Origin of the sequence: Actinoplanes nipponensis (genome assembly GCF_016862275.1) — a bacterium.
GTDB lineage: Bacteria > Actinomycetota > Actinomycetes > Mycobacteriales > Micromonosporaceae > Actinoplanes > Actinoplanes nipponensis.
This window is the reverse complement of record NZ_BOMQ01000020.1, coordinates 89,794-113,724: the sequence shown is the minus strand read 5'-3', so window position 1 is coordinate 113,724 and position 23,931 is coordinate 89,794. Positions and strand designations below refer to the sequence as shown.

19 protein-coding genes and 2 pseudogenes are annotated in these 23,931 nt (G+C 75.1%); 12 read left to right on the top strand and 9 right to left on the bottom strand.

What is annotated here, in order from left to right; translation table 11 throughout:
* Window positions 1-14: 14 nt before the first annotated feature.
* Window positions 15-764 (top strand): hypothetical protein, encoded by a 750-nt coding sequence (locus Ani05nite_RS08545; RefSeq protein ID WP_203766599.1) that lies wholly within the window; start codon window positions 15-17, stop codon window positions 762-764.
* 21 nt (window positions 765-785) lie between these two features.
* Here the strand turns inward: Ani05nite_RS08545 and treZ are convergent, their stop codons facing one another.
* Genes treZ through glgX form a run of 3 tightly spaced genes read right to left on the bottom strand, consistent with a single transcriptional unit; the run spans window position 786 to window position 6,900 of the window.
* Window positions 786-2,519 carry a malto-oligosyltrehalose trehalohydrolase gene (treZ, locus tag Ani05nite_RS08540; protein ID WP_203766598.1) on the bottom strand — a complete coding sequence of 578 codons (1,734 nt, stop codon included), beginning with the start codon at window positions 2,517-2,519 and terminating at the stop codon, window positions 786-788.
* The gene (gene treY / locus Ani05nite_RS08535) at window positions 2,519-4,786 is read right to left on the bottom strand and encodes a malto-oligosyltrehalose synthase (protein WP_203766597.1); all 2,268 of its coding nucleotides are present in this window, start codon (window positions 4,784-4,786) and stop codon (window positions 2,519-2,521) included. The genes treZ and treY overlap by 1 nt, the downstream gene beginning before the upstream one ends.
* 2 nt (window positions 4,787-4,788) lie before the next feature.
* Entirely contained in the window at window positions 4,789-6,900 is a 2,112-nt protein-coding gene (gene glgX, locus Ani05nite_RS08530) for a glycogen debranching protein GlgX (protein ID WP_203766595.1), read from the bottom strand.
* Between the two features lie 225 nt (window positions 6,901-7,125).
* Between glgX and Ani05nite_RS08525 the strand changes: the two genes are divergently transcribed.
* The 5 genes and pseudogenes from Ani05nite_RS08525 to Ani05nite_RS40875 all read left to right on the top strand — a co-directional run.
* Window positions 7,126-9,087 carry an amylo-alpha-1,6-glucosidase gene (locus tag Ani05nite_RS08525; protein WP_203766593.1) on the top strand — a complete coding sequence of 654 codons (1,962 nt, stop codon included), beginning with the start codon at window positions 7,126-7,128 and terminating at the stop codon, window positions 9,085-9,087.
* On the top strand, window positions 9,084-10,304 hold the full coding sequence (locus Ani05nite_RS08520; RefSeq protein WP_239129489.1) for a glycosyltransferase family 4 protein: 1,221 nt from the start codon (window positions 9,084-9,086) through the stop codon (window positions 10,302-10,304). Before Ani05nite_RS08525 ends, Ani05nite_RS08520 begins: the two co-directional genes overlap by 4 nt.
* On the top strand, window positions 10,301-11,122 hold the full coding sequence (locus tag Ani05nite_RS08515) for a patatin-like phospholipase family protein (protein ID WP_203766591.1): 822 nt from the start codon (window positions 10,301-10,303) through the stop codon (window positions 11,120-11,122). Before Ani05nite_RS08520 ends, Ani05nite_RS08515 begins: the two co-directional genes overlap by 4 nt.
* 39 nt (window positions 11,123-11,161) lie before the next feature.
* A pseudogene (locus tag Ani05nite_RS08510) lies at window positions 11,162-12,036 on the top strand (ATP-binding cassette domain-containing protein); the annotation flags it as partial.
* A gap of 16 nt (window positions 12,037-12,052) precedes the next feature.
* Window positions 12,053-12,345 (top strand): annotated as a pseudogene (locus Ani05nite_RS40875) (ABC transporter permease); the annotation flags it as partial.
* 198 nt (window positions 12,346-12,543) lie between these two features.
* Here Ani05nite_RS40875 and Ani05nite_RS08500 read toward each other — a convergent pair.
* From Ani05nite_RS08500 to Ani05nite_RS08485, 4 genes are read right to left on the bottom strand one after another with little or no spacing between them, the layout of a single operon-like run.
* A complete protein-coding gene (locus Ani05nite_RS08500; RefSeq protein ID WP_203766619.1) occupies window positions 12,544-13,614 on the bottom strand; it encodes a hypothetical protein in 1,071 nt (356 codons plus the stop codon).
* Between the two features lie 42 nt (window positions 13,615-13,656).
* A complete protein-coding gene (locus tag Ani05nite_RS08495) occupies window positions 13,657-14,580 on the bottom strand; it encodes a ketopantoate reductase family protein (protein WP_203766589.1) in 924 nt (307 codons plus the stop codon).
* A gap of 3 nt (window positions 14,581-14,583) precedes the next feature.
* Window positions 14,584-14,850: a UBP-type zinc finger domain-containing protein gene (locus Ani05nite_RS08490; protein ID WP_203766588.1), complete on the bottom strand. Its 267-nt coding sequence runs from the start codon at window positions 14,848-14,850 to the stop codon at window positions 14,584-14,586.
* Complete coding sequence (locus Ani05nite_RS08485; RefSeq protein WP_203766587.1) at window positions 14,847-16,421, bottom strand: Na+/H+ antiporter; 1,575 nt, start codon at window positions 16,419-16,421, stop codon at window positions 14,847-14,849. Before Ani05nite_RS08485 ends, Ani05nite_RS08490 begins: the two co-directional genes overlap by 4 nt.
* Before the next feature lie 163 nt (window positions 16,422-16,584).
* On the opposite strand from Ani05nite_RS08485, the gene Ani05nite_RS08480 reads away from it, so the two are divergent.
* Genes Ani05nite_RS08480 through Ani05nite_RS08455 form a run of 6 tightly spaced genes read left to right on the top strand, consistent with a single transcriptional unit; the run spans window position 16,585 to window position 22,459 of the window.
* Window positions 16,585-17,574, top strand: a complete 990-nt coding sequence (locus tag Ani05nite_RS08480) for a 3-oxoacyl-ACP synthase III family protein (RefSeq protein WP_239129486.1) — start codon at window positions 16,585-16,587, stop codon at window positions 17,572-17,574.
* Complete coding sequence (locus Ani05nite_RS08475; RefSeq protein ID WP_239129485.1) at window positions 17,571-18,368, top strand: glycosyltransferase family 2 protein; 798 nt, start codon at window positions 17,571-17,573, stop codon at window positions 18,366-18,368. The genes Ani05nite_RS08480 and Ani05nite_RS08475 overlap by 4 nt, the downstream gene beginning before the upstream one ends.
* The gene (locus Ani05nite_RS08470; protein ID WP_203766585.1) at window positions 18,368-19,819 is read left to right on the top strand and encodes an AMP-binding protein; all 1,452 of its coding nucleotides are present in this window, start codon (window positions 18,368-18,370) and stop codon (window positions 19,817-19,819) included. The genes Ani05nite_RS08475 and Ani05nite_RS08470 overlap by 1 nt, the downstream gene beginning before the upstream one ends.
* Window positions 19,816-20,544, top strand: coding sequence for a glycosyltransferase (locus Ani05nite_RS08465; RefSeq protein ID WP_203766584.1), 729 nt, complete (start codon window positions 19,816-19,818; stop codon window positions 20,542-20,544). Before Ani05nite_RS08470 ends, Ani05nite_RS08465 begins: the two co-directional genes overlap by 4 nt.
* Window positions 20,541-21,623, top strand: coding sequence for a cytochrome P450 family protein (locus Ani05nite_RS08460; RefSeq protein WP_203766583.1), 1,083 nt, complete (start codon window positions 20,541-20,543; stop codon window positions 21,621-21,623). Before Ani05nite_RS08465 ends, Ani05nite_RS08460 begins: the two co-directional genes overlap by 4 nt.
* The gene (locus Ani05nite_RS08455) at window positions 21,614-22,459 is read left to right on the top strand and encodes an NAD-dependent epimerase/dehydratase family protein (protein ID WP_203766581.1); all 846 of its coding nucleotides are present in this window, start codon (window positions 21,614-21,616) and stop codon (window positions 22,457-22,459) included. Before Ani05nite_RS08460 ends, Ani05nite_RS08455 begins: the two co-directional genes overlap by 10 nt.
* 6 nt (window positions 22,460-22,465) lie before the next feature.
* Here Ani05nite_RS08455 and Ani05nite_RS08450 read toward each other — a convergent pair whose 3' ends face one another.
* Complete coding sequence (locus Ani05nite_RS08450) at window positions 22,466-23,104, bottom strand: hypothetical protein (RefSeq protein WP_203766579.1); 639 nt, start codon at window positions 23,102-23,104, stop codon at window positions 22,466-22,468.
* Window positions 23,105-23,136: 32 nt separating this feature from the next.
* Window positions 23,137-23,838 carry an EcsC family protein gene (locus Ani05nite_RS08445; protein WP_239129482.1) on the bottom strand — a complete coding sequence of 234 codons (702 nt, stop codon included), beginning with the start codon at window positions 23,836-23,838 and terminating at the stop codon, window positions 23,137-23,139.
* Window positions 23,839-23,931: the final 93 nt, after the last annotated feature.

Genomic DNA, 23,931 nt, shown 5'->3' with positions numbered 1-23,931 from the left:
GGTATGCGCGCTCCATGAGAATCGCTGCGACGCTGACGGCCGCCGCCGTCGCCGCGGCCGTGGCGGTGCGGGTCGCGCACTCCCGGGACCGCCGTTTCCTGCACCCCGACGGCCGTTCCTTCACCGGGGACCTGGAGATCTGGGGTGGGCTCGAGCCGACCGGCGCGGCGCTGCTCGACCGGCCCGGCCGGCACCCGGTCACCCTGCGGATCTCCAAGGGCATCGGCACCCGGCCGGGCCGGCCGGACGTGCTCGGCGTGGCCGTACGGGTGCACGGACCGGTGGCGGGACGGCGGCACGACCTGCTCTTCTCGACGGCCGGGCGGGGCCGGGTGCTGCGCCACGTGCCGGTGCTGCGCAGCGGCTTCGACACCGTGTACGGCTCGATCCTGCCGTACCGGTCGGGCACGGGCCGCACGTTCCACCTCGCCGTGCAGGCCGACCCGGACGGCGGGCCGCTCGGCCGTACCCTCGAATCCGTGGTCGCCGCGGCCCGGCACGACAACGGCCGGCTGCTGCTGGCGCTGGCCGACGGCGACGCCGTCGAGGTCGTCGGCCGGCTGCGTTTCGGCGCGGCCCTGTCCGACGGCCAGGACGCGGCGCTGGCGTTCGACCCGGTCCGCAACGTCACGGACGACCTGCATCCCACCGGGCTCGTGCACGGCTCCCGGGCGGCGGCCTACCGGCTGAGCCAGCGCTGGCGCGGCGCCCGGCCGGCCGCGCCCAACCCGGCGGCGGTGGCCCGGACCAACCTGCACGGCTGACCGGCCCGCCGGCGCCGGACGCTACCGGAAGGCGACCACCACGGCAGTCTCCGGCGGCAGCTCGACGCGGTCGCGTTGCAGGACGACGCCCGGCTCGGTGGCCAGCAGCACGCTGCGCGGCACCGCGGGCAGGCTGATCGTCTGCGGCGCCCCCGCCAGGTTGACCGCCACCGCGCAGGAGCCGCGCCGCATCACCACGTACTGGTCGCCGTGCCCGACCTCGACCCGGTCCAGGCGGGGGTCGGACAGGTCGGGGTGGGCGCGCCGCAGCGCGATCAGCCGCCGGTGCAGGTCCAGGATCTCGGCGTGGCCGGGCTTCTCCCGCTCGTCCCAGTTCAGCTTCGAACGCTCGAAGGTGGCCGGGTCCTGCGGGTCCGGCACCTCGGCCTCGGCCCAGCCGTGCGCGGCGAACTCGCGCCGCCGGCCGTTCTGCACGGCCGCGGCCAGCTCCGGCTCCGGGTGGCTGGTGAAGAACTGCCAGGGGTTGCTGGCCGCCCACTCCTCGCCCATGAACAGCATCGGCGTGAACGGCGAGGTGAACAGCAGCGTGGCGCCGATCTTGAGCCGGCCGCTCGACAGCGTCGCCGAGAGCCGGTCGCCGATCGCGCGGTTGCCGATCTGATCGTGGTTCTGCAGGTACGCCACGAACCGGTGCCCGGGGATACGGGCCCGGTCGACCGGGCGCCCGTGCCGGCGGCGGCGGAAGCTGGACCACGTGTCGGCGTGGAAGAACGCGCCGGTCAGCACCGTCTCCAGGCTCTCCAGCGAGCCGAAGTCGCCGTAGTAGCCCTGCCGCTCGCCGGTCAGCAGCGCGTGCAGGACGTGGTGCACGTCGTCGTCCCACTGCGCCTGCAGCCCGTAGCCGTTGGCCTCCCGCGGCGTGATCAGCTTCGGGTCGTTGAGGTCGGACTCGGCGATCAGTGAGAGCGGCCGGTTCAGGTGGGTGGACAGGCTCTCCACCTCGATCGCCAGCTGCTCCAGCAGATGCACCGCGTTGTGGTCGGCCAGCGCGTGCACGGCGTCCAGGCGCAGCCCGTCGACGTGGTAGTCCCGCAGCCAGGCGAGCACGCTGTCGATGATGTAGCGGCGGACGTCGTCGGAGAGCGGGCCGTCCAGGTTGACCGAGTCGCCCCACGGATTCGTCCCGGCCGCGCTCAGGTACGGCGCGAACATGGGCGCGTACGCCCCGCTCGGGCCGAAGTGGTTGTAGACCACATCGAGCACCACGCCGAGACCCCGGCGGTGCGCGGCGTCCACGAAACGCTTGAGGCCGTCCGGGCCGCCGTACGCCTCGTGCGGGGCATACCAGCAGACGCCGTCGTACCCCCAGTTGTGCTCGCCGTTGAAGGCGTTGACCGGCAGCAGCTCGACCAGGTCCACGCCCAGCTCGACCAGGTGGTCCAGCCGCTCGATGGCCGCGTCGAAGGTGCCCTGCGGGGTGAAGGTGCCCACGTGCAGCTCGTAGAGGACCGCGCCGGGCAGCTGCCGGCCGGTCCAGGCGCCGTCGGTCCAGGCGAACGCGGAGTGGTCGTAGACCCGGCTGGGCCCGTGCACGCCCGCGGGCTGCCACGGCGAGCGCGGGTCGGGCAGTACGCCGTCGTGATCGGGCAGCAGATAGCCGTAGTCGGTGCCCGGCCCGGCCTCGGGCACCTCCAGGCGCCACCAGCCGTCGTCGCCGCGTTGCATGTCGCGGTCCGTGCCGCCGACCCGCAGCCGCACGGCCTTCTCCGGAACCCAGACCTCGAAAAGCGTCATTACTCTTTCACCAGCAGTGCGACGGGATAGGTGTGCAGCAGGTCGGCCACCGCCAGGCGGTTCCCGCCGTAGCTGGTGTTGGTGAAGACTTCCGTCCAGGTGTGGCCGTCGAGTGACAGCGTGGTGTCGTGCCAGCCGCCGTGCCGTGACAATCCGACCGGCAGCCGGGTCGCGACCGCCACCGCGCCACCGCGGTCGAAGGCCAGCACGTGGTCGGAGCTGCGGCCCTCGGCGAACACGCCGCGGTAGCCGGTGAACAGCTCCGGGCGCTGCCGGCGCAACCGCAGCGTACGGCTGGTGACCAGCAGCTTCGCCGCGCCGCCGGCGTCCACCGGCGGCTGCCAGCCGTCGTCGAGGCGGCCCAGCAGCTCGCGCCGCAGGCCGAAGTCGACCGGCCGCCGGTTGTCCGGGTCGACCAGCGAGAAGTCCCACAGCTCGGCGCCCTGGTAGACGTCCGGCACGCCGGGCATGGCCAGCTGGAGCAGCTTCTGGCCCAGCGCGTTGGACCAGCCGGGCGGCGTGATCGCCGTGACGAAGTCGTCGATCTCGGCGTGCAGCGCGGCGTCGTCGTAGATCTTGTCGACCATCTCGCGCAGCGCGGTCTCGAACCGCTCGTGCGGGTGCTGCCAGGTGGTGCCGGCCGCGCCCTCGCGGGCGGCCTTGAGCGCGTACGCCTGCAGCCGCTCCCGCTCCAGCGGCCACGCGCCCACCGCGGCCTGCCAGATCAGGTGCGCGAGGGCCGGATCGGGCAGCGGGGCGACGCGCACCCAGCGGCGCACCACCTCGGTCCAGTCCCCCGGCAGCTCGCTGAGCACGGCGAGCCGGGCCCGGACGTCCTCGCTGCGCTTGGTGTCGTGGGTGGACAGCGTGGTCATCGTCTCGGGCCACCGGCGCTGGCGCTCGTCGGCGCACTCGTGGAACTCGTCCGGGCGCACGCCGAACTTGGCCGGGTCGTTGCCGACCTCGTTGCGCGCGGTGAACCGGGTCCACCGGTAGAACGCGGTGTCCTCGACGCCCTTGGCCATCACCGCGCCGGTGTACTGCTGGAACCGCACGGCGAGCTCGTCGTCCGGGCGCCGCAACCGGGCGGTGAGCTGGTCCAGCGCCGGGATCAGGGCGGGGCGCCGGCGCCCCGCCTCGGAGCGGGCCCGGGCCAGGTGCCGGGAGCCGAACGGCAGGTAGGACCGGTAGACCGGGAAGCAGGCGGCCAGCTCGGCGAGCGCCCGCGGGGCGGCCTCGATCTCCGGCACCAGCCGGCACATCCGGGCCAGCTCCGCGGCGAGCAGCGTGGTCGCGGCGTGCATCTTCGTCTCGTGGACCAGGTCCTGCCAGCTGCGCTCGCCGCCGGTCAGGTGGTGGTCCAGGGTGTCGAAGAACGCCTCCGTGCCGGTGTCGACGAAGACGCCGCAGACCTCGGAGAGCGCGTCGTACCCGGTGGTGCCGGCCACCGGCCAGTCCGGCAGCTGCTCGCCCGGCTCGAGGATCTTCTCGACCGTGAGCCAGGCGCCGGGCGCCCGGTCGTGCAGCCGCTGGAGGTACTCCCCCGGGTCGCGCAGGCCGTCGGGGTGGTCGACCCGGATGCCCTGCACGGCGCCCTCGTCGTACCAGCGCAGGATCTCGCGGTGGGTGGCCTCGAAGACCTCGGGGTCCTCGACCCGCAGGCCGGCCAGGTCGACGATGGCGAAGAACCGGCGGTAGTTCAGCTCCGAGTCGCCGCGGGTCCAGTTGACCAGCTCGTAGTGCTGGCGATCGTGCACCTCGCGGGCGGTGCCGCCGCCGGTGCCGTCGGCGATCGGGTACCGCTTGTCGTAGTAGTGCAGCTCGTCGCCGTCGACCGTCAGCTGGTCCAGCGCGTCCGGGTCGTCGGCCAGGACCGGCAGCAGCAGCCGGCCGCGGGACCAGTCGATGTCGTAGAACTTCGCGTACGCCGACTGCTCGCCGTGCTTGAGCACGTCCCACCACGTCGGGTTGGCCGCCGGGATGCCCACGCCGGCATGGTTGGGCACGATGTCGATGACCAGGCCCAGCGTGGCGGCGTCCAGGGCGGCCCGCAGCGCCCGCCGGCCCTCCTCGCCGCCCAGGGCCGGGCTGACCTGGCTGTGGTCGACGACGTCGTAGCCGTGCTCGGAGCCCGGCGCCGCGGTCAACAGCGGGGCGGTGTAGAGGTGGCTCACGCCCAGGTCGGCCAGGTAGTCGGCGATCTCGGCGGTGGCCTTCAGCGGGAACTCGGGGCGGACCTGGACACGGTACGTACCAGAGGGAGTCAAATCTAAACCGTCCTGTCCAAGACGATGAGCGAGCGATCCGGCACGAGGATGGAGGAGCCGGCCTCGACGACCGACGGGCGGTCCGGCGACGGCTCCGCGGTCTCGATGACCTTCTCCCACTTCTCGCCGTACTCCGCGGGGGGCGTGTGGAACTCGATCGGCGCGTCGTGGGCGTTGAAGAACAGCAGGAAGGAGCTGTCCACGTGGCGCTGGCCGTACTGGCCGCGCTCGCGGATGCCCTCGCCGTTGACGAACAGGGCGACCGCCCGGCCGAAGTCGTTGCCCCAGTCGTCGCCGGCCATCTGCCGGCCGTCCGGGGTGAACCACTCCAGGTCGGGCAGCGGGTCGCCGCCCCCGCGCGCGGTCACCGGCAGGCCGGTGAAGAACCGGCGCCGCTGGAACACCTGGTGGCGGTGGCGGAACGCGGTCAGCTTGCGGGTGAACTCCAGCAGCGTCCCGTCGGCGTTCTCCCAGTCGATCCAGCTGATCTCGTTGTCCTGGCAGTACGCGTTGTTGTTGCCGGACTGGGTGCGGCCCAGCTCGTCGCCGTGCGAGATCATCGGCACGCCCTGGCTGAGCATCAGCGTGGCCAGGAAGTTGCGCCGCTGCTTGGCCCGCAGCGCCAGCACCTGCCGGTCGTCGGTGGGGCCCTCGGTGCCGCAGTTCCAGGAGCGGTTGTGGCTCTCGCCGTCCCGGTTCTCCTCCCCGTTGGCCTCGTTGTGCTTGTCGTTGTACGAGACCAGGTCGTTGAGCGTGAAGCCGTCGTGCGCGGTCACGAAGTTGATCGAGTGGAACGGCTTGCGGCCGTCGTCCTGGTAGAGGTCGGCCGAGCCGGTGATGCGGCTGGCGAACTCGGCCAGGGTGGCCGGCTCGCCGCGCCAGAAGTCGCGCACGGTGTCGCGGTACTTGCCGTTCCATTCGGTCCAGTTGGGCGGGAAGTTGCCGACCTGGTAGCCGCCCGGGCCGACGTCCCACGGCTCGGCGATCAGCTTGACCTGGCCGACCACCGGGTCCTGCTGGACCACCTCGAAGAAGGTGGACAGCCGGTCCACGTCGTAGAACTCCCGGGCCAGGGTGGAGGCGAGGTCGAAGCGGAAGCCATCGACGTGCATCTCGGTGACCCAGTACCGCAGCGAGTCCATGATCAGCTGGAGGCTCTGCGGGCTGCGCACGTTGAGGCTGTTGCCCGTGCCCGTGTAGTCCATGTAGAAGTGCGGCTGGTCGTCCACCAGCCGGTAGTAGGTCCGGTTGTCGATGCCCTTCAGGCTCATCGTCGGGCCGAGGTGGTTGCCCTCCGCCGTGTGGTTGTAGACGACGTCGAGGATCACCTCCATGCCGGCCGCGTGCAGCGACTTGACCATCCCCCGGAACTCCTGGGTCTGCTGGCCGAGCGAGCCCATCGCCGAGTAGCCGTGGTACGGCGCGAAGAAGCCGAGCGTGTTGTAGCCCCAGTAGTTGCGCAGGCCCAGGTCGGCGAGCCGGTTGTCGTGCACGAACTGGTGCACCGGCATCAGCTCGACGGCGGTGACCCCGAGCTGCTTGAGGTGCTCGATGATGGCCGGGTGGCCCAGGCCGGCGTACGTGCCGCGCATGTCCCGGGGCACCTCGGGGTGCCGCTCGGTCAGGCCCTTGACGTGCGTCTCGTAGATCACCGAGTGGTGGTACGGGATGTCCGGGCGCCGGTCGTTGCCCCAGTCGAAGTACGGGTTGACCACCACGCCCTTGGCCATGTGGGGCGCCGAGTCGAGGTCCGACATCTCGTCCGGGTTGTCGAAGTCGTAGGCGTACAGCGAGGGGTGCCACGCGATGTCGGCGTCCACCGCCCGCGCGTACGGGTCGAGCAGCAGCTTGTGCGGGTTGCACCGCAGGCCCCGCGACGGGTCGTACGGCCCGTACACCCGGTAGCCGTAGCGCTGGCCGGGCTCCACGCCGGGCAGGTAGGCGTGCCAGACGAAGGCGTCCTGTTCGTGCAGCTGCACCTTCCGCTCGTTGCCCGACGGGTCGAACAGGCACAGCTCGACCGCCTCGGCGACCTCCGAGAAGATCGCGAAGTTGGTGCCCGTGCCGTCGTACGTCGCGCCCAGTGGATACCGGTGACCCGGCCACACCTGCATGTGCTGCTCCCACCCTCGACCGTTGGTGCCCTGCGGTCGCGAGGGCCTCGCCGCGGGCGGGCCCGTTCTTCCCCGTCCGGGCGACGCTCAATCCTGCGCGTCCGTGTCAGCGGTCATTCTCACCGATGGGGCTGCTACCGTCTCGGCGACTGTCCGGTTACCCACTGACACTTCCCCCTTTCGCTGCGTACATGCCGGGAAAAGGAAGGTTTAGCGGGATCCACAATGAGCATAAGGGCGACCGTGCCGATCACCCTCGGGCCGCAGACCTGCGGTGCCCTCACCGCGGACGGCGGAGCCGAGCACGAGTGGCTGGTCACGGACGGGCTGGGCGGCTTCGCCGCCGGCACCGCCGCCGGCCTGCGCACCCGCCGCTACCACGCGCTGCTGACGGTGGCCGATCCGGCGACCGCCGTGCGCCGCGTCGGCCTGGTCAGCCTCGACCTGACCCTCACGCTGCCGTCCGGCGCGCACGTCCCGCTCTTCACCCATCAGTGGGCCTCCGGCGCGATCGCCCCGCAGGGCCACCGGCACCTGGAGAGCTTCACGCTGGCGGACGGCCTGCCGCGGTGGCGCTGGCGGGTCGGCGACGTCGTGATCGAGCGGGAACTGGCGATGCGTCACGGTTGCCCCTCGCTGGCCGTCGTGCACCGCGTGGTCAGCGCCCCGGAGCCGGTCGGGCTGGCCGTGGCGGCCATGTGCACGTGGCGCGACGCGCACGGCGGGCGGCACGCCGACGGGCCACCCCCGCGGACCACCCAGCTCGGCGACGGGGTGCTGGTCGAGGACGCGTACCGGCTGGCCGGGCCCGGCTGGCAGCCCGGCGGCGGGTGGCACCTGGGCGCGTACCACCGTCAGGAGGCCGACCGCGGCCTGGCCGCGACCGAGGACCTCTGGCTGGCCGGCACCTTCGTCGACCGGGTGGCCCCCGGCGGCACGTCGGAGATCTCGGCCTGGGCCGGCCCGCTCGACCAGCGACCGCCGGCCGCCTCCGCCGTCGTCGCCGCCGCCCGGGAACGGGCGCACACGCTGCGCGCCACCGCCAAGGCCGACGGGTCCGACGCCGACCTCGTGCTCGCCGCGGACCAGTTCGTGGTGCGCGGCCCGGACGGGCCGGACGTGGTGGCGGGCTACCCGTGGTTCGGCAGCTACCTGGGCGACACGATGACCGGCTACGAGGGCCTCTTCCTCGAGACCGGGCGGGCCGACGAGGGCCGCGAGCTGCTGCTCGCCCGCACCCGGGCCGCGGCCCGGGCGGCCCGCGAGCAGAGCGGACCGTGGGGCCCGCACGGCTCGCTGGACGCGCCGCTGTGGCTGGTCCACGCGGTCGACCGGCACGTCGCCCGGACCGGCGACAGCGACCTCGCGCATGAGCTGGCCGGGCCGCTGGGCCGGCTGCTGCGCGGGCACCTCGGCGGCCGCGGCGCGCTCGGCGTCGACCCCGCCGACGAGCTCGTCCGGCTCGACGGCGAGGCCCTCAGCTGGATGAACGCCGCCACCGAGCACGGACCGGTCACGCCCCGGATCGGCAAGCCGGTGGAGATCAACGCGCTCTGGGTGAACGCCCTGGCCGCCCTGGCCGGCCTGCACGAGGAGGCCGGCCGCGACGCCGGCGAGCTGCGCGACCGGCACGCGCGGGCCCGGGCGTCGTTCGCCGCCCGCTACCGGGCGCCCGAGGGCTGGCTGTACGACGTGGTGGACGGCCCCGCCTCGGCGTACCCGCTGGGCGCCGGCGCCTTCGACGACGACCCGTCGCTGCGGCCCAACCAGCTGCTGGCCTGGTCGCTGCCGCACGCGCCGCTGGCCGGCCGGGCCGACCCGGACCGCGACCGGGCCGCCGTCCGCGCCGTCGGGGCCGCCCTGCTGACCCCGCTGGGCCTGCGCACCCTGGCGCCCACCGAGTACGGCTACCAGGGCACCCACCGCGGCGGCCGGGACGAGCGGGACATCGCCTACCACCAGGGCACCGTGTGGCCCTGGCTGATCGGCCCGTACGCCGACGCGTGCGCGGCCACCGGGCTGCCCACCGAGGGACTGCTGACCGGCCTCGAGGCGCACCTGCGCGACTGGGGGCTCGGCTCGCTCAGCGAGACCGCCGACGGCGACCCGCCGCACCGGGCCTCGGGCTGCCCGTTCTCGGCGCGGGCGGTCGCCGAGGCGCTACGGACCAGGGGGTACGCACGATGAGCCGGATCCTGATGCTGAGCTGGGAATACCCGCCGCTGCTGGTGGGCGGGCTGGGCCGGCACGTGCACGCGCTGGCGACCTCGCTGGTGGCGGCCGGGCACGAGGTCACGGTGGTGACCAGGCACGCGCCCGGCGCGCTGCGCGAGGAGTACGCCGAGGGCGTGCACATCGTCCGCGCCCCCGACGACCCGCCGGAGTTCCCGGTGGAGGACGGCAACCTGGTCGGCTGGACCACCGCCCTCAACCACACCCTGACCCGCGCCGCCCTGCGCGCCGCCCGCACCGGCCGCTACGACGTCGTGCACGCCCACGACTGGCTGGTCGCGCACGCCGCGGTCACCCTGCGCGAGCACCTCGACCTGCCGCTGGTCGCCACCATCCACGCCACCGAGTCCGGCCGCCACCAGGGCTACCTGCCGGCCGCGCACAACCGCACCATCGACGGCGTGGAACGGTGGCTGGCCCACGAGGCGAACCGGGTGATCGTCTGCTCGCAGTACATGCGGCGGGAGGTGGTCCGGCTGTTCGGCGTGCCGGCCGAGCGCACCGACGTCGTGCACAACGGGGTGGACGTGCTGCGCTGGTACGCCCGGCCCCGGGCCGTGGCGGCGGCCCGGTTGCGCTTCGCCACCCCGGAGGCGCCACTGATCTCCTTCGCCGGCCGGTTGGTCTACGAGAAGGGGGTGCAGCACCTGATCGCCGCGGTGCCGCTGCTGCGCGGGCGCCACCCCGGGCTGCGGGTCGTGGTGGCCGGCGACGGGCCGTACCGGCCGGAGCTGGAGGCCATGGCCGGCCCGGGGGTGACCTTCGCCGGGTTCCTCACCGGGCACAACCTGACCGCCCTGATGGGCGCGTCCGACTGCTACGTCGTGCCCAGCATCTACGAGCCGTTCGGGATGGTCGCGCTGGAGGCCGCGGCGGCCGGCACCCCGGTGGCGGTGTCCCGGACCGGCGGGCTGGCCGAGATCATCGAGCACGGCGTGACCGGCGTCCGGTTCGCCCCGCAGGACCCGGCGTCGCTGGCGGAGTCGGTCGGCGCCGTCCTGGCCGACCGCGACTACGCCCGCCGCCTGGCCCGCCGCGGCCGGCGCCGGGTCCGCGAGGACTTCGCCTGGCCGGCGATCGCGCAGGCCACCGTGGCGGTCTACGCGGCGGCCGGCGCCGACGGCACCGTCACCCGGGCCGCCGAGGACGTGCTCGCCCTGGCCCGGGCATGAGGGCGCTGGTCCTCGGCGGCGGCGGGATCACCGGCATCGCCTGGGAGCTGGGCCTGCTCGCGGGCCTGCGCCGGGCCGGCGCCGACCTGGCGCAGGCGGACCTGATCGTGGGCACGTCGGCGGGCGCGTACGTGGGCGCGCTGCTGGCCACCGGCGTGGACCTGGAGGAGGCGGCCGCCTCGGCGGCGCGCATCGAACTGGAACTGTCCCCGCGGATCGACCCGGCGCTGCTGGCCCAGGGCTTCGCCCTGCTGGCCGACCGCTCGCTGCTCCCGGAGCAGGTCCGGGCCCGGCTGGGCGGCCTGGCCCGGGCCGCGCCGCTGGGCGACGCGGCGCCGCACGTGGCCCGCTTCGCCGCGGCGCTGCCGGTGCGGGAATGGCCGGTCCACCCCCGCCTGGTGAGCACCGGCGTCGACACGGCCACCGGTGAGCCGGCGGCCTGGGACGCCACCGCGGGCGCCGATCTGCCGGCGGCGGTGGCGGCGAGCTGCGCCCTGCCCGGGGTGTTCCCGCCCGTGCGGATCGGCGCCGGGTACTACATGGACGGCGGGGTCCGCTCGGTCACCAACACCGACCTGGCCGCGGGCGCCGACGCGATCGTCGTGCTGGCCCCGACCAGCAACATGTTCCGCACCCCGCCCCAGGCCGAGCTGACCGCCGTGGGCGCCCGGCGCAGCCTGCTGATCGCCCCCGACGGCCGGGCCCGGAGCGCCATCGGCGGCAACGTCCTGGACCCCGGCCGGCGCGGGCCGGCCCTGGCCGCCGGGACGGCGCAGGCCGCGAAGGTCGCCGGGGCGGTGGCGCGGGTCTGGTCCTAGCCCCGGAAACTGTCACACCGGTGCGGATGGATGCCCCGCATGAGCACACCGGCCATCGAGACAGTGGGTCTGGTCAAGACCTTCGGCGCCAACCGCGCGGTGGACGGCGTCGACCTGACGGTGCCGGCCGGCGCCGTCTACGGCCTGCTCGGCCCGAACGGGGCTGGCAAGACCACGGTGGTGCGCACGCTCGCCACGCTGCTACGCCCCGACGGCGGCAGCGCCCGGGTGTTCGGCCACGACGTCGTGTCGGAGGCCGACGCCGTCCGCGCCCGGGTCAGCCTCACCGGGCAGTACGCCCCGGTCGACGAGGACCTGACCGGCCGGGAAAACCTGGTGCTGCTGGCCCGCCTGCTCGGCCACTCCCGGCGGGGCGCGCGGGAGCGGGCCGCGCGGCTGCTGGCGGCGTTCGGCCTGACCGACGCGGCCGACCGGCAGGTGAAGAAGTATTCCGGCCTCGACCCGCGCAGCGGCAACCAGGTCTGGGACATCATCCGGATGGTGGTCGCCAACGGCACCACCGTCCTGCTGACCACGCAGTATCTCGACGAGGCCGACCGGCTCGCGGGCCGGATCGCGGTGATCGACCACGGCCGGGTCATCGCCGAGGGCACCCCGGGCGAGCTCAAGTCGTCGGTGGTCGCGGGCACGATCCACGTCCGCATCCGCGACGCCGCCCAGCGTCCCGCGGCCGAGCGGATCCTCGCTCGGCGCTGGAGACGGCGGTCGAGCTGGAGGCCGACCCGGTGGCCCTGACCGCCCGCGCGGCGGGCTCCGAGCGGGGCGCCGCCGAGCACGCGTCCCGGGCGCTGGCCGCCCTGGCCGGGGCCGGCATCGTGGTCGACGACTTCGCCCTGGGCCGGCCCAGCCTGGACGAGGTGTTCCTGGCCCTCACCGACCGCCCGGCCGAGCGCCCCAGGAGGTCACCGCATGAGCACCACCACCGCGCCCGAGGCGGCCACCGCCCACACCCCGTCGGCCGAGACGCTCGCCGCGGTGGTGAGCCGCGGCGATCGCCCGGCCCGGCCGAGCGCGCTGTCGGCGTCGCTGACCTTCGACTGGCGCGCGATCCTGAAGATCAAACACGTCCCGGAGCAGCTCTCTTCCTGCCCGGCATCATGGTGACCAGCGTCGTGATGATCACCATGTACACCGGCGTCGGCCTGAACACCGACATCGAGAAGGGTGTCTTCGACCGCTTCCGCACCCTGCCGGTCTGGCGTGTGGACGCTGATCGCCAGCGGGGTGTTCGTGGCCGTCTTCGGCACCTTGACCATGCGCCTCTACAACCGACGGTGAGCGGGTGGGCGGCGCGACCCGCGCCCCGTTACCTGATGATCGTCCCGGCCGGGGACTGCTCACCCGGATCCACGCACCGCTGCAACGGATACCCGGTCCGGGAGCAAGACGGGCCCGCCCCGTCAGCCCGTCTGGGTCAGGACGTCGTTGAAGACCTTCTGGATCGCGGTCCGGGTCGCGGGCGGGCTGAACGCCCCCACCCCGACCTGCCACATCCCCGCGCCGCCGGGGTCGGTGAAGAAGTGGCTCATGTCGAGGGTGTACCGGCCCTTGGCGTCCCGCGGCGTCTCGACGTACCAGGTGCTCTCGTCGAACGCCCGCGCCTTCGCGCCCGGGTCGAACCATTCCGTGCTGAGCCTGTCCCGCTCGGTGGCGCCGCACGGCGCCGGGCAGGGACGCAGCATGATCTGCAGCCGCTGGCCGCTGCCCGGGTTGCCCTCGTCGACGCACACCCAGGCCTTCGCCTCCGGCAGGTCGAGGCGGCCGGCCACACAGCCCCAGCTGCCGGGCGTCCGGAAGGCGAACGGCCACCCGCCGAAGCCCATCGTGTAGGTCTTCTCCCCGGCGGCGTAGGCGGGCCCGACCAGCTTGCGGACCGGGAGGGACCGCAGCGTGGGCTTGCCCGACGGGACGGCGCCGGTGGGCTCCGGAGCCGGATCGGCCGGGTCGGGCAGCACCGGCGCGGGGGCGACCGCGGTGGGCCGCGCCACCGGATCGTCGGCCTCGGTGTAGCCGAACAGCGCCGCCACGCCGAACGTGCCGCACACGCACAGCAGCAGGACCAGCGGCACGACCACGAGCGCGATCGCGGCGGGCAGGCCGCGGTGCTTCTGCGGCGCCGGCCCGATCGCGCCGTCGAGCAGGGCGATCGCCGGTGCGCGGTACTCCACCTCGACCACCTGGCCGGGGTGGACCGGCACGACCGTGTCGGCGGTGCCGATCCGCGACGGCAGCAGGTACGGCACGTGCACGTGCACGTGGTGCTGGCCGGGCGGCACCGGCACCACGGTCCGGCCCCAGCGCGCCGGAACCGGCTGCCCGTTGACCGCCAGGTACGGCTTGAACAGCCCGAGCAGGAAGGTCAGCCAGGAGTAGCGGGTGGTCACCGCGATCGCGGTCGGGCCGGGGTGACCCGGCACGGGCGGCGGCGGTGGCGGCGTGGCGTTCCATGACGGCTGCGGTGGGTCGTACACGGCGGTCCTTTCGATCAGGACTGCGAAGCATACGGTTCGTGATCAGCCGGCGCGGCCCCGGGCGTACACCGACAGGTTCGTGTAGGCCGCGGCGTACAGCGGCGCGTCCACGCCCAGCCGGTCGGCGTGGGCGACCAGGTCACCCACGATCGCGTCCGCCTCCACCGGCAGGCCCGCCTGCATGTCGCGGTACATCGACGAGGTGGTCGGGACGTCGCGCGCCCGGGTGATGCTGCCGCGCAGGAACGCCAGCGCCGACTCCCGCGGCGGGTGACCCGCCGCCGTCACGATGGCGGTCGCCTCGGCCACCACCCGTTCGGTGAACGCCGGCCCGCCGGGCGCCGCCAGGATCTCGCCGACCGGGCTGCGCATCAGCGTCGTCACCACGCCCAGGCTGGCCAGGAACAGCCACTTCTCCCACATCTGCCGGGTGATCGTGGTCGTGCCCTCGGCGTCGAACCCGGCTCCCGACAGCGCGTCGGTCACCGCCGCCAGGCGCGGCTCCGGGCCGCCGTCCAGCGGGCCGAACGCGAGCCGGTGCAGGCCGGTGAGCTGCACGATGTCGCCCTCGCCGGTGAGCGTACCGGCGATCATGCAGACCCCGCCGTAGACGTGCGCGGCCCCGAACGCCCCGGTCAGCGCGTCGATGTGCCGCATGCCGTTCAGCAGCGGCACGATGACGGTCTCCGGCCCCACCGCCGGGCGCAGATCGGCCATCGCGCCGGGCAGCCCGTAGCTCTTCACCGCCAGCACGATGAGGTCGTAGGGGCCGTCGAGCGTCGCGGCGGTCACCGTGCGGACCGGGATGACGCTCTCCCCGGCCGGGGAGTGGATCCGCAGGCCGCGCCCGGCCAGCGCCGCCGCGCGGGCCGGGCGGACCAGGAACGTGACGTCCCGGCCCGCCTCGGCCAGCCGGCCGCCGAAGTATCCGCCGGTGGCGCCCGCGCCGACGATCAGGATCCGCACGGCTCAGGCGCCGAGCAGGTCGTCGACGAAGCACCACTTCCAGTTCTCACCCGGCTCGTACGAGCGCATCACCGGGTGGCCGTCGGTCGCGTAGTGGGCGGACATGTGCCGGCGCGGCGACGAGTCGCAGCAGGCCACGTAACCGCAGTCCAGGCAGAGGCGCAGGTGCACCCAGTCGTGGTGGCCGTCGGCCACGCACTCGGGGCAGCCGCCCTCGTACGGCGCCTGCGGTGTCGGTTCCCCGGCTTCCTTGAGGTGCTGGCAGGTCAATCGTCACTCCGGTTCAGCTGGGACTCTTCGAGGTCGAGGTCGCGCTGGGCGCGGTTGAGCACCTCTTCGGAGATGCGCCCCTCGTTGCGGGCGATCTTGAAGACTTGGCGCTCCGCCCTAATCATCTCCCGACGCAGCCGACCGTACGCCGCCGACGGGGTCTCCTGCTGCTGACTGCCCAGGCGTTCCCAGGCGTTGTTGGCCCGGCTGTCGGTCAGCGCCCGCAGCCGGTCCACCACCGAGGCGGGCGCGCCGTCCGCCGCCGCCTCCAGCCGTTCCAGCGCCGCACGGCTGGCGGCGTGCTGCACGCCCGCCTCGGCCAGGGCGTCCTCGGCGGTGGTGTCCTCGCGGACGCCGAGGCGCCGGGACAGCATCGGCAGCGTGGTGCCCTGGATCAGCAGGGTCAGGACGATCGTGGCGAAGGCGACGAAGACGAACAGCTCGCGCGGGTAGTCGGCGTTCTTGACCTCATCGCTGAACGGCAGGGTCAGGGCGGCGGCCAGGGTGACCACGCCGCGCATGCCGGCCCAGGCGATCACCGTGGGCACGCTCGGCGGCGGCCGCTCCTCGCGGGCCCGGATCCGCGGGATCAGCCGGGCCAGGTACGTGGCCGGGTACATCCACGCGAACCGGACCAGCACCAGGGTCGCGAACACCGCCGCGGTCACCGTGACGGTGGTCGCCAGGTCGCGTTCGATCCGGCCGATCAGGTCGCGGATCTGGAGGCCCACCAGCAGGAACACCACGCCCTCGAGCAGGAACGTGATGAGCCGCCAGACGGCGTCCATCTGCAGCCGCGAGGTCGCCGACAGCAGGTACGGGATGCGGTGGCCCAGGTAGAGCCCGGCCACCACCACCGCCACGATGCTGGAGGTGTGCAGCCGCTCGGCCACGATCACCACGACGAACGGGGTGAGCAGCGAGACCGCGTCGTCCAGCAGCGGGTCGATGATCCGCTTGTGCAGCCAGGCCGCGCCGACCGCGAAGGCCACGCCGATCAGCAGCCCGCCGCCGGCCTTCAGCGTCACCTGCCCGGCGATCTCCCAGAAGCCGGCGGCCGTGCCGATCAGCGCCCCGATCGAGATCCGCAGCAGCACCAGCGCGCTGGCGTCGTTGAGCAGGCTCTCGCCCTCGAGGATGACGACCACCCGGCGGGGCAGCCCGATCCGGCGCGCGATCGCGGTGGCCGACACCGCGTCGGGCGGGGCGACGACGGCGCCCAGCGCGATGCACGCGGCGAGCGGCACCCCGGGCAGCAGCGCGTGCACGACGAAGCCGACGGCGAACGCGGTCACCACGATCAGCCCGATCGCCAGCAGCAGGATCGGGCGCAGCGCGCGGCGGAAGGCGACGACGTTGGTCTGCAGCGCGGCCACGTACAGCAGCGGGGGCAGGATGCCGATCAGCACCAGGTCGGGCTTGATCTCGACCTCCGGCAGGCCCGGCACGAAGGACAGGCCGAGCCCCGCCACCAGCAGGACGAGGGGGGCGACGAAGCCGAGCCGCCGGGCGAGCGCCGCGCCGAGCACGGCGATCGACACCAGCACGACCGTGTCGACGATGGGTTCCATGCCGGGAAGCTTAGAGAAGTCCCGGCGCGACGGCCTGTGGCGCCACCCACGCCGTCCGGGGCTGTGCCCGGCCTCCGGACCCAGAAAGAATGAGCCGTTCTACTCACGCCGCGGACCCCGGCATTGCAGAAGGCTGGCGCCCATGACTACGACCGTTCCCCGCGTGGGTATCACCGCCGTGGCCGGCTGCCTGCCGCAACGCCGGGTGAGCACGGCCGAGCTGCAGCGCAGCGTCGCCGTGGCCAGCGGCCTGCCGCTCCCGGACGGCATGTTCGCGCAGGCCACCGGCATCCTCACCCGCCGGGTCGCGGCCGACGGCGAGTACGCCTCCGACCTGGCCGTCGCCGCCGCCCGGCAAGTCCTCGAGCAGGCCGGCCTGGACGCGCTCGACGTCGACCTGCTGCTGTTCGCCTCGGCGACCCGGGACATGGCCGAGCCGGCGACCGCCCACGTGGTGCAGGCGGCCCTGGGCGGCCGGGCGCACGCGCTGGACGTGACCAACGCCTGCAACAGCTTCCTCAACGGCATCGACCTGGCCCGCTCGATGATCCTGGCCGGGCGGGCGCGCCGCGCGCTGGTGGTGACCGGCGAGACCCCCACCCGCTCGATGCGGCCCCGGCTGGACGGCATGCGCCAGGCCCGGCAGTCCTTCGCCGGCTACACGTTCGGCGACGCCGGGGCGGCCGTGCTGGTCGAGCCGGTGGCCACCGGCGGCATCCTGGACGTGGACGCCGAGACGCACTCGCAGCACTGGCCGGTCGGCGGCATCTTCGGCGGCGGGTCGCGGAACCCGCGCGGCGACGAGCACACCTACTTCACCGGCGACGGGCACAAGCTGCGCGGCGTCTTCGAGAAGATCGGGCTCGGCCTGGTCGAACGCGTGCACCACCGCACCGGCCTGGGCTGGGACGACTACGCCCGGGTGCTGGTGCACCAGGTGACCCTGCCCTACCTGCAGCGCTTCGTGGAGGTGGCCGGGGTGCCCGCGGACAAGCTCGAGGTGACCGTGCCCGAGCTGGGCAACATGGCCAGCGCGACGCTGGGCGTCCAGCTGGCCCGGGTGCGCCCGGGGCTGCGCGACGGCGACAAGGTGCTGCTGCTGGGGTTGGGCGGCGGGGTCAGCCTGATGACCATGATCTGGGAGGTGTCGTGACCGACCGTACCGGGCGGAATCCGGCCCCACCGCGCGACGGCCGCGCCGGCGAGGGCCGGGAGGTGACCGCGCTGTGGGTGATCGTGCCGGCGTACAACGAGGCGGGGCGGATCGGCCAGACGCTGCGGGCGCTGGCCGCGCAGACCGACACCGACTTCGAGCTGCTGGTGGTGGACAACGGCTCGACCGACGACACCGCGGCCATCGCGCGGGCGTTCACCGCGCCGTTCCCGGTGCACGTGCTGGTCGAGCCGGAGAAGGGTGTCGGGTGCGCGGTCGACACCGGCTTCCGGCACGCGATCGCGGCCGGGGCCACCCTGCTGGCCCGTACGGACGCCGACTGCCTGCCCCGGCCGGGCTGGCTGGCGGCGGCCCGCGCCGGGCTGACCGGTGGCGCCGGGCTGATGTGCGGGCGGATCACCGCCCGCCGCGACGAGCACGGCCCGGCCGGCCGGGCGCTCTTCCGGCTGCTGGTGGCGCTCGCGGCGACCTTCGGACGGCTGCGGCCGGCGCACCGCGCCGACGGCTACCGCGCGCCGTACAGGATGCACGCGGGCAACAACATGGCGATCACCGCCGAGCTGTACGAGGCCTGCGGCGGGATGCCCCGGCGCCCGTCCCCGACCGACCGCGCCTTCCTCAACCGGGTGCGCCGCAGCACCACAGCGATCCGGCACAGCCGCGCGATGGTGGTGGAGAATTCCACTCGCCGGCTGGCGGCGTACGGGATCCTCGGCACCGCCAAGTGGTATCTCGACCGCGGCAGCGGCGCCCTCACGGCGGATCCCCGCTGATGCTGGGCGAGCTGCTCGCGGGCCTGCGCGACGACGACGACCGTCCGGCGGTGCTCGGCGCCCGGCGCACCGGGCGGACCGTCGTGCGGGCGACCCGCGGCGACCTGTCCCGGCTGACCGGCGGGTACGCGGCCGCGCTGCACGCGCGCGGCCTGGCCGCCGGGGACACGGTCGGCATCGCCGTGCGTCCGGGGCCCCGGTCACTGGCGGTGCTGCTGGCGGCGTACCACCTGGGTCTGCGCGTCGCGGTGCTGGACCCGACCGCCGGGCCGGACGTGCTGCTGTCCCGGTTGCGGCTGGCCGAGCCGCGGCTGGTGCTGGCCGACGCGGCCGCGCAGGCGGTCGCCGGCTGGGCCGCTCCCCTGGCCCGCCGGGCCCGGCTCGCCCTGCCCGAGCTGGCGGCGCTGGCGCCCACGGTGACCGTCGGCCGGCGGCTGCCCGGCAGCGCGCCCGGCCTCGCCCCGGCGGGCGGCGCGGCGCCGCCGGCCTTCGACGGCGACGGCGACGCGGTGGTGGTGTTCACCTCGGGCACGACCAGCCGGCCCCGCGCGGTCGTGCACACCCGGGCGAGCGTCTCCGCCGGGATGCGCGCGGTCCGCGACCTGGTGCGGCCGCTGCCAGGGCGTGCCGTGCTGGGCGGCACCTTCTTCGTGCTGGTCCCGTCGCTGGCGAGCGGCGCCCCGGTGGCGCTGCCCGCGCGGCGGCCCGCGGTGCTGGCCCGGCAGGCCGCGCGGCTGGCGCCGCAGGCCACCTACCTGACGCCGCCGCAGCTGCGGGCGGCCCTGGCGGCCGGCATCCGCTGCACCGGCCGGGTCTACAGCGGGTCGGCGCCGGTCAGCGCCGGCCTGCTGGCCGCGGCCCGGCGCGCGGGCGCGGAGCAGGCCTGGGGCGTCTACGCGCTCACCGAGGTCTTCCCGGCCGCCGCGGTGGAGAGCGCCGCCAAGGCGGCCTTCGCCGGCCCGGGCGACCTGGTCGGCGAGCTGCTGCCGGGGGTACGCGCCCGCGTCGACGAGGACGGCCAGCTGCTGCTCGCCGGGGCCAACGCCGCGGACCGCTATCTGGGCGAGCAGCCCCGGCCGTGGGTGGCGACCGGGGACATCGGCCGGCTGGACGGCGGCCGGGTCGTGCTCGGCGGCCGCTGCAAGGACATGATCCTGCGCGGCGCCGAGAACATCTACCCGGGCCTGTACGAGCCGGCCCTGCACGTCCCCGGCGTGGAGCTGGCGGTGATCGTCGGCGTGCCGGCGGGCGACGGCGACGAGCGGGTGGTCGCGGTGGTCCAGCCCGCGGCCGGCGCCGCCCCGGAGCAGGTGCGCGCCGCGCTGCGCGAGCCGCTGGCCCGGATGGGCGCCGCCCGCCCGGACGCGGTCCTGCTCGCCACGGTGCCGCTGGCCGGGCGGTCCCGCAAGCCGGACCGGGCGGCCGCCGCACGGCTGGCGGCCGGCGCATGAGGGACCTCGCGGTGATCGTGCCGGCGTACGACGAGGCCGCGCTGCTGCCGGGGCTGCTCGCGGCGCTGGCGGCCCAGACCGATCCGGAGTTCACCCTGGTCGTGGTGGACAACGGCTCCACCGACGGCACGGCCGCGCTGGCCGCGGCGTTCCCGGGTGACGTGGTGGTCCTGGCCGAGCCGGAGCCGGGTGCGGGCACGGCCGCCGACACGGGCTTCCGGCATGCCATCGCCGGCGGCGCGACCCGGCTGCTGCGGACCGACGCCGACTGCCTGCCCGCCCGCGACTGGGTGGCCACCGGGCGGGCGCTGCTCGACGGGGCCGACCTGGTGTGCGGGCGCAGTGTGCCGCGCCGCGACGAGCGGCCCAGCCTGGCCGAGCGGCGGCTCTATCCCGCCGTCGTGCGGCTGGCCGCCCGGTGGGGCCGGTGGCAGCACCGCTCCCCGGCCTACCGGTGCCCGTTCGTACTGGTGCACGGGCACAACCTGGCCATCACCGCGGCCCTCTACGAGCGCTGCGGCGGCACCCCGCGGGAGGCGCTGGGCGACGGCGCCGAGGACGTGACCATGCTGAACAGGGCCCGCCGGCACAGCGACCGGGTGGTCCGCGCCGAGCAGCTGGTGGTCGAGTCGAGCCTGCGCCGGCTGCGCGCCTGGGGCGCCCGCCGCACACTGCTGTGGCACTGGGACAGGCGCTACCGGCCCGCCTCGGTGCACGTCCGATGAGGGCCCGCGCCCGGGACCGGCGGGTCTATCTGGGCAGCCACCCCCTGCTGTTCGCGCTGCTCGCGGCGGGACGGCGCCGCCCGGTGCTGCGGCTCGGCGGGACGCTGCTGGTCAACGACGCCTCGGCGTACGCGGCGGCGCTGACCGGCCTGGCCCTGGACCGCACGGCCGAGGGCACCACCGGCGGCGCGGCGAGCCGGCTGACCGGCGGCGACCTGCTCTTCGACCAGTACGGCGACGACCACCGCCGCACCCGGCGCGGCATCGGCGACGCGCTGTCCGCGGCCGGGGTGGCCCGGTTGCGCCCGGTCTGGACGGAGGTGCTGGAGCGGGGGCTCGCGCCGCTGGCGGACGGCGGCCGCGTCGACCTCGTACCGGTGGTGACCGAGCTCGCCGGGGCGACCACGGCCGCCCTGCTCGGCCTGAGCCTGGACGGCGTGACCCTGGCCGGGGCGGCCCGCGCGGCCGCCGCGGCCGCCGCCCGCTCGCATCTGCCCGGTCCGGGCCGGCGCCGGGCGGCGCACCGTGCACGGGCGGCCACCGACCGGCTGTCGGCGCTGGTCGCGCCGGCCGGCGGGGCCGACGCCGGGCTGGCCGTGATGCTGGCGGTGGCCGCGGTCAACACGACGGTCGCCGCCCTGCCGCGCGCCGCGGCCTGGACCGCGGACGCCGATCTCTGGGGGTACGCGCACAGCCCCGCCCTCCCCGCCGAGCTGCTGCGCGTCACGGCCCCGACCCCGCTGCTGCCCCGCGTCGCCGCCGCCGCCGGACACCTGCCCACTCCCGCCGGCGGCTGCCCGGTCCGGGCCGGCGACCGGCTGCTGCTCATCGCCCGGCACGCCGCCGGAGCCCACCGCCACGACCCGGATCCGGCCGCGCCCGCCCCGGCCGGCGTCGCGCAGCTGGTCTTCGGCATCGGCCCGCACGCCTGCCCCGGCGCCGGGCTGGCCCGCGCCCAGCTCACCGATCTGCTGCGGGCGCTGGCGCCGCTGCGCCCGGTGGTGGTGCGGGCAAGGGCCGATCGGCGGGCCGCCCTGCCGGGCTGGCGTGCGCTGACGGTACGGGCGACATGCGGCTAGCCGTCACCGGCGCCTCCGGGTTCTGCGGTGCGGCCGTCGCCCGGCTGGCCGCCGACCACGGGCACGACGTGCTCTGCCTCGGTCGCCGTCCCGGGCCGGTGGGCCGGCACCGCGCCTGGGATGCCGCCCGGGAGCTGCCCGACCTGGCCGGGGCCGACGCCGTGGTGCACCTGGCCGCCGCCGTCGGCGATCCCCGTCCCGGGCGCCGGGCCGAGGCGGCGTTCCGGGAGGTGAACGTCGACGGGACGGCCCGGTTGGTGCGGGCGGCGGCCGGCCGGCCGGTGGTGTGGGTGAGCAGCGCCAGCGTCTACCGCCCGGGCCCGTACCGGGCGCCGGTGCGCGAGGACCATCCGGCCGACGGGCAGCGGGGCGCTTACGGGCGCACCAAGGCGGCCGGGGAACGGCTCGCGCTGGCGGCCGGCGCGGTGGCGTTGCGACCGCGGGCGGTCTACGGCGCCGGCGACCGGCACCTGCTGCCCCGGCTGCGGCGGGTGGTCCACGCGGGCCGGGCGTGGCTGCCGGGCCCGGACGTGGCGATGAGCCTCACCGCGGTGGAGAACCTCGCGGCGGCCTGCCTGGCCGCGCTGGAGTGGCCGGCGGGCGTCTACAACATCGCCGACGCGCGGCCGTACAGCCGCGACGAGGTCTTCGGGCGGGCGCTCGGGGTGCCGGTGCGGCACGTCCCGGCGGGCGCCGCGCGGGCGCTGGCGGCGGTGTCGCCGACGCTGACCCGTTACGCCGTCGACCAGCTCACCGACGGCATGGTGCTGGAGCTGGGCCGGGCCCGGGCGGTGGGCTACCGGCCGGACCGCACGCTGGCCGACTTCCGGCCCTGACCGGGGTCAGGTGGTCCGCACGACCGACGAGCGGAAGATCGTCGCCGCGTGGGTGCCGTCGCCGCTGCGGCGCAGGACCACCGCGTCCACCGAGAACACGTAGCCGGTCCGGCGGTCCAGGTTGGGCACCGTCGCGACGAGGTAGCCGCACGGGTTGCCCGGCTTGACCGTCACCCAGCCGACGTTGCGCTGCTCGCCGATCCGCAGGTCCTGGCTGATCGCGGTGATCCGGAACTCGACGATGTTGTACCCGCCGACGTTGTACCAGCTCACCCGGGCCGAGGTGGGCCCCGGCACGACGGCCAGCGCGCTGATCTTGTTGAAGTGCGGGGTGTCCCGGGCGCAGGTGGCCGACGGGGTGGGCCGGGCCACGGCGGGCAGCGGGAGGAACCCGCCGGTACTGGCGGTCGGGGCGGGCGACGCCCCGGTGCTGGGTCGCGGTGTGGGGGTGGCGCTGCCCCGGGTCACGACCAGCCACTGGTCGCCGCCGGTGACCGTGCCGGTGGTGTCGCTGCCGCCGCTCTTGGTGGCGCTGGGCGCGGTGAACATGCTGCAGCCCGACAGCAGCGCGGGAGCCACGAGCAGCAGCAGCCACCGGCGGCGCAGCGGCCGGCGGATCCTGGCGTCGGTGCCCCTGGTCGTCACAGGGGCACTCATCGACACCGGGCGGCCCGACTTTAGGAGCGGCCGTACAGCTCCGTGGTGCGCTCGGCGAGATCCTTGGTGGCCGACGAGTTCGCCCAGGTGCCCAGCACCACGGCCGCCCCGGGGATCATCTTGGCGAACATCCGCCGCGCGGCCCGGACGCCGGCCATCTGGGCCAGCTTGACCCCGAGCTTGACCATCACCCCGGTCAGCGGCTGGCCGGCGGAGGTGGCGAAGAGCCGGCTGGCCCGTTCCCGGCCGGCCGCCACACCGAGCGCGAGCCGGGCCGTCTCGGCGGCCTTGTGCACCCGCTGGAGCACGAGCAGATCGGTGGCGCGCTCGGCGCCGGTCGGGTCGACGCCGTACGCGGCCGCCATGTGCAGCACCATCCGCGCCTGGGTCCAGGCCAGCACGCCCACGTCCACCACCGCGCCGGGCAGCCCGGTGGCGCCGGAGACGGCCCCGGAGAGGCGGGCGTGGTTGGTGAAGCGGCGGACCACCTGGCGGGCCAGCGCGTCCGGGGTGACGTCGGGCTGATCCTGGCGGGCCCGCTCGGCCCAGCGCCGGGCCTCGGAGCCCAGCCGCCGGACGGCTTCCAGGGCGAGGTGCTCGGGGGCGTACTGGGGGTCGGCCTTCATCCGGGCCCAGAGGGTGCCGGGTGGGCCGGCCGGGTCGGGGCCCTGGTCATCGGCGTGCGGCGGGGGCGGAACGGCGGGTACGGCGGGGTCGGTCACCAGATCACTCCGAGGGTCGAGAGGGGATCTCCTGCCATTGTGCCGTGCAGCTGCACGTGCACGACAGGAACGGCGCGATCCCCACGCTGCGCA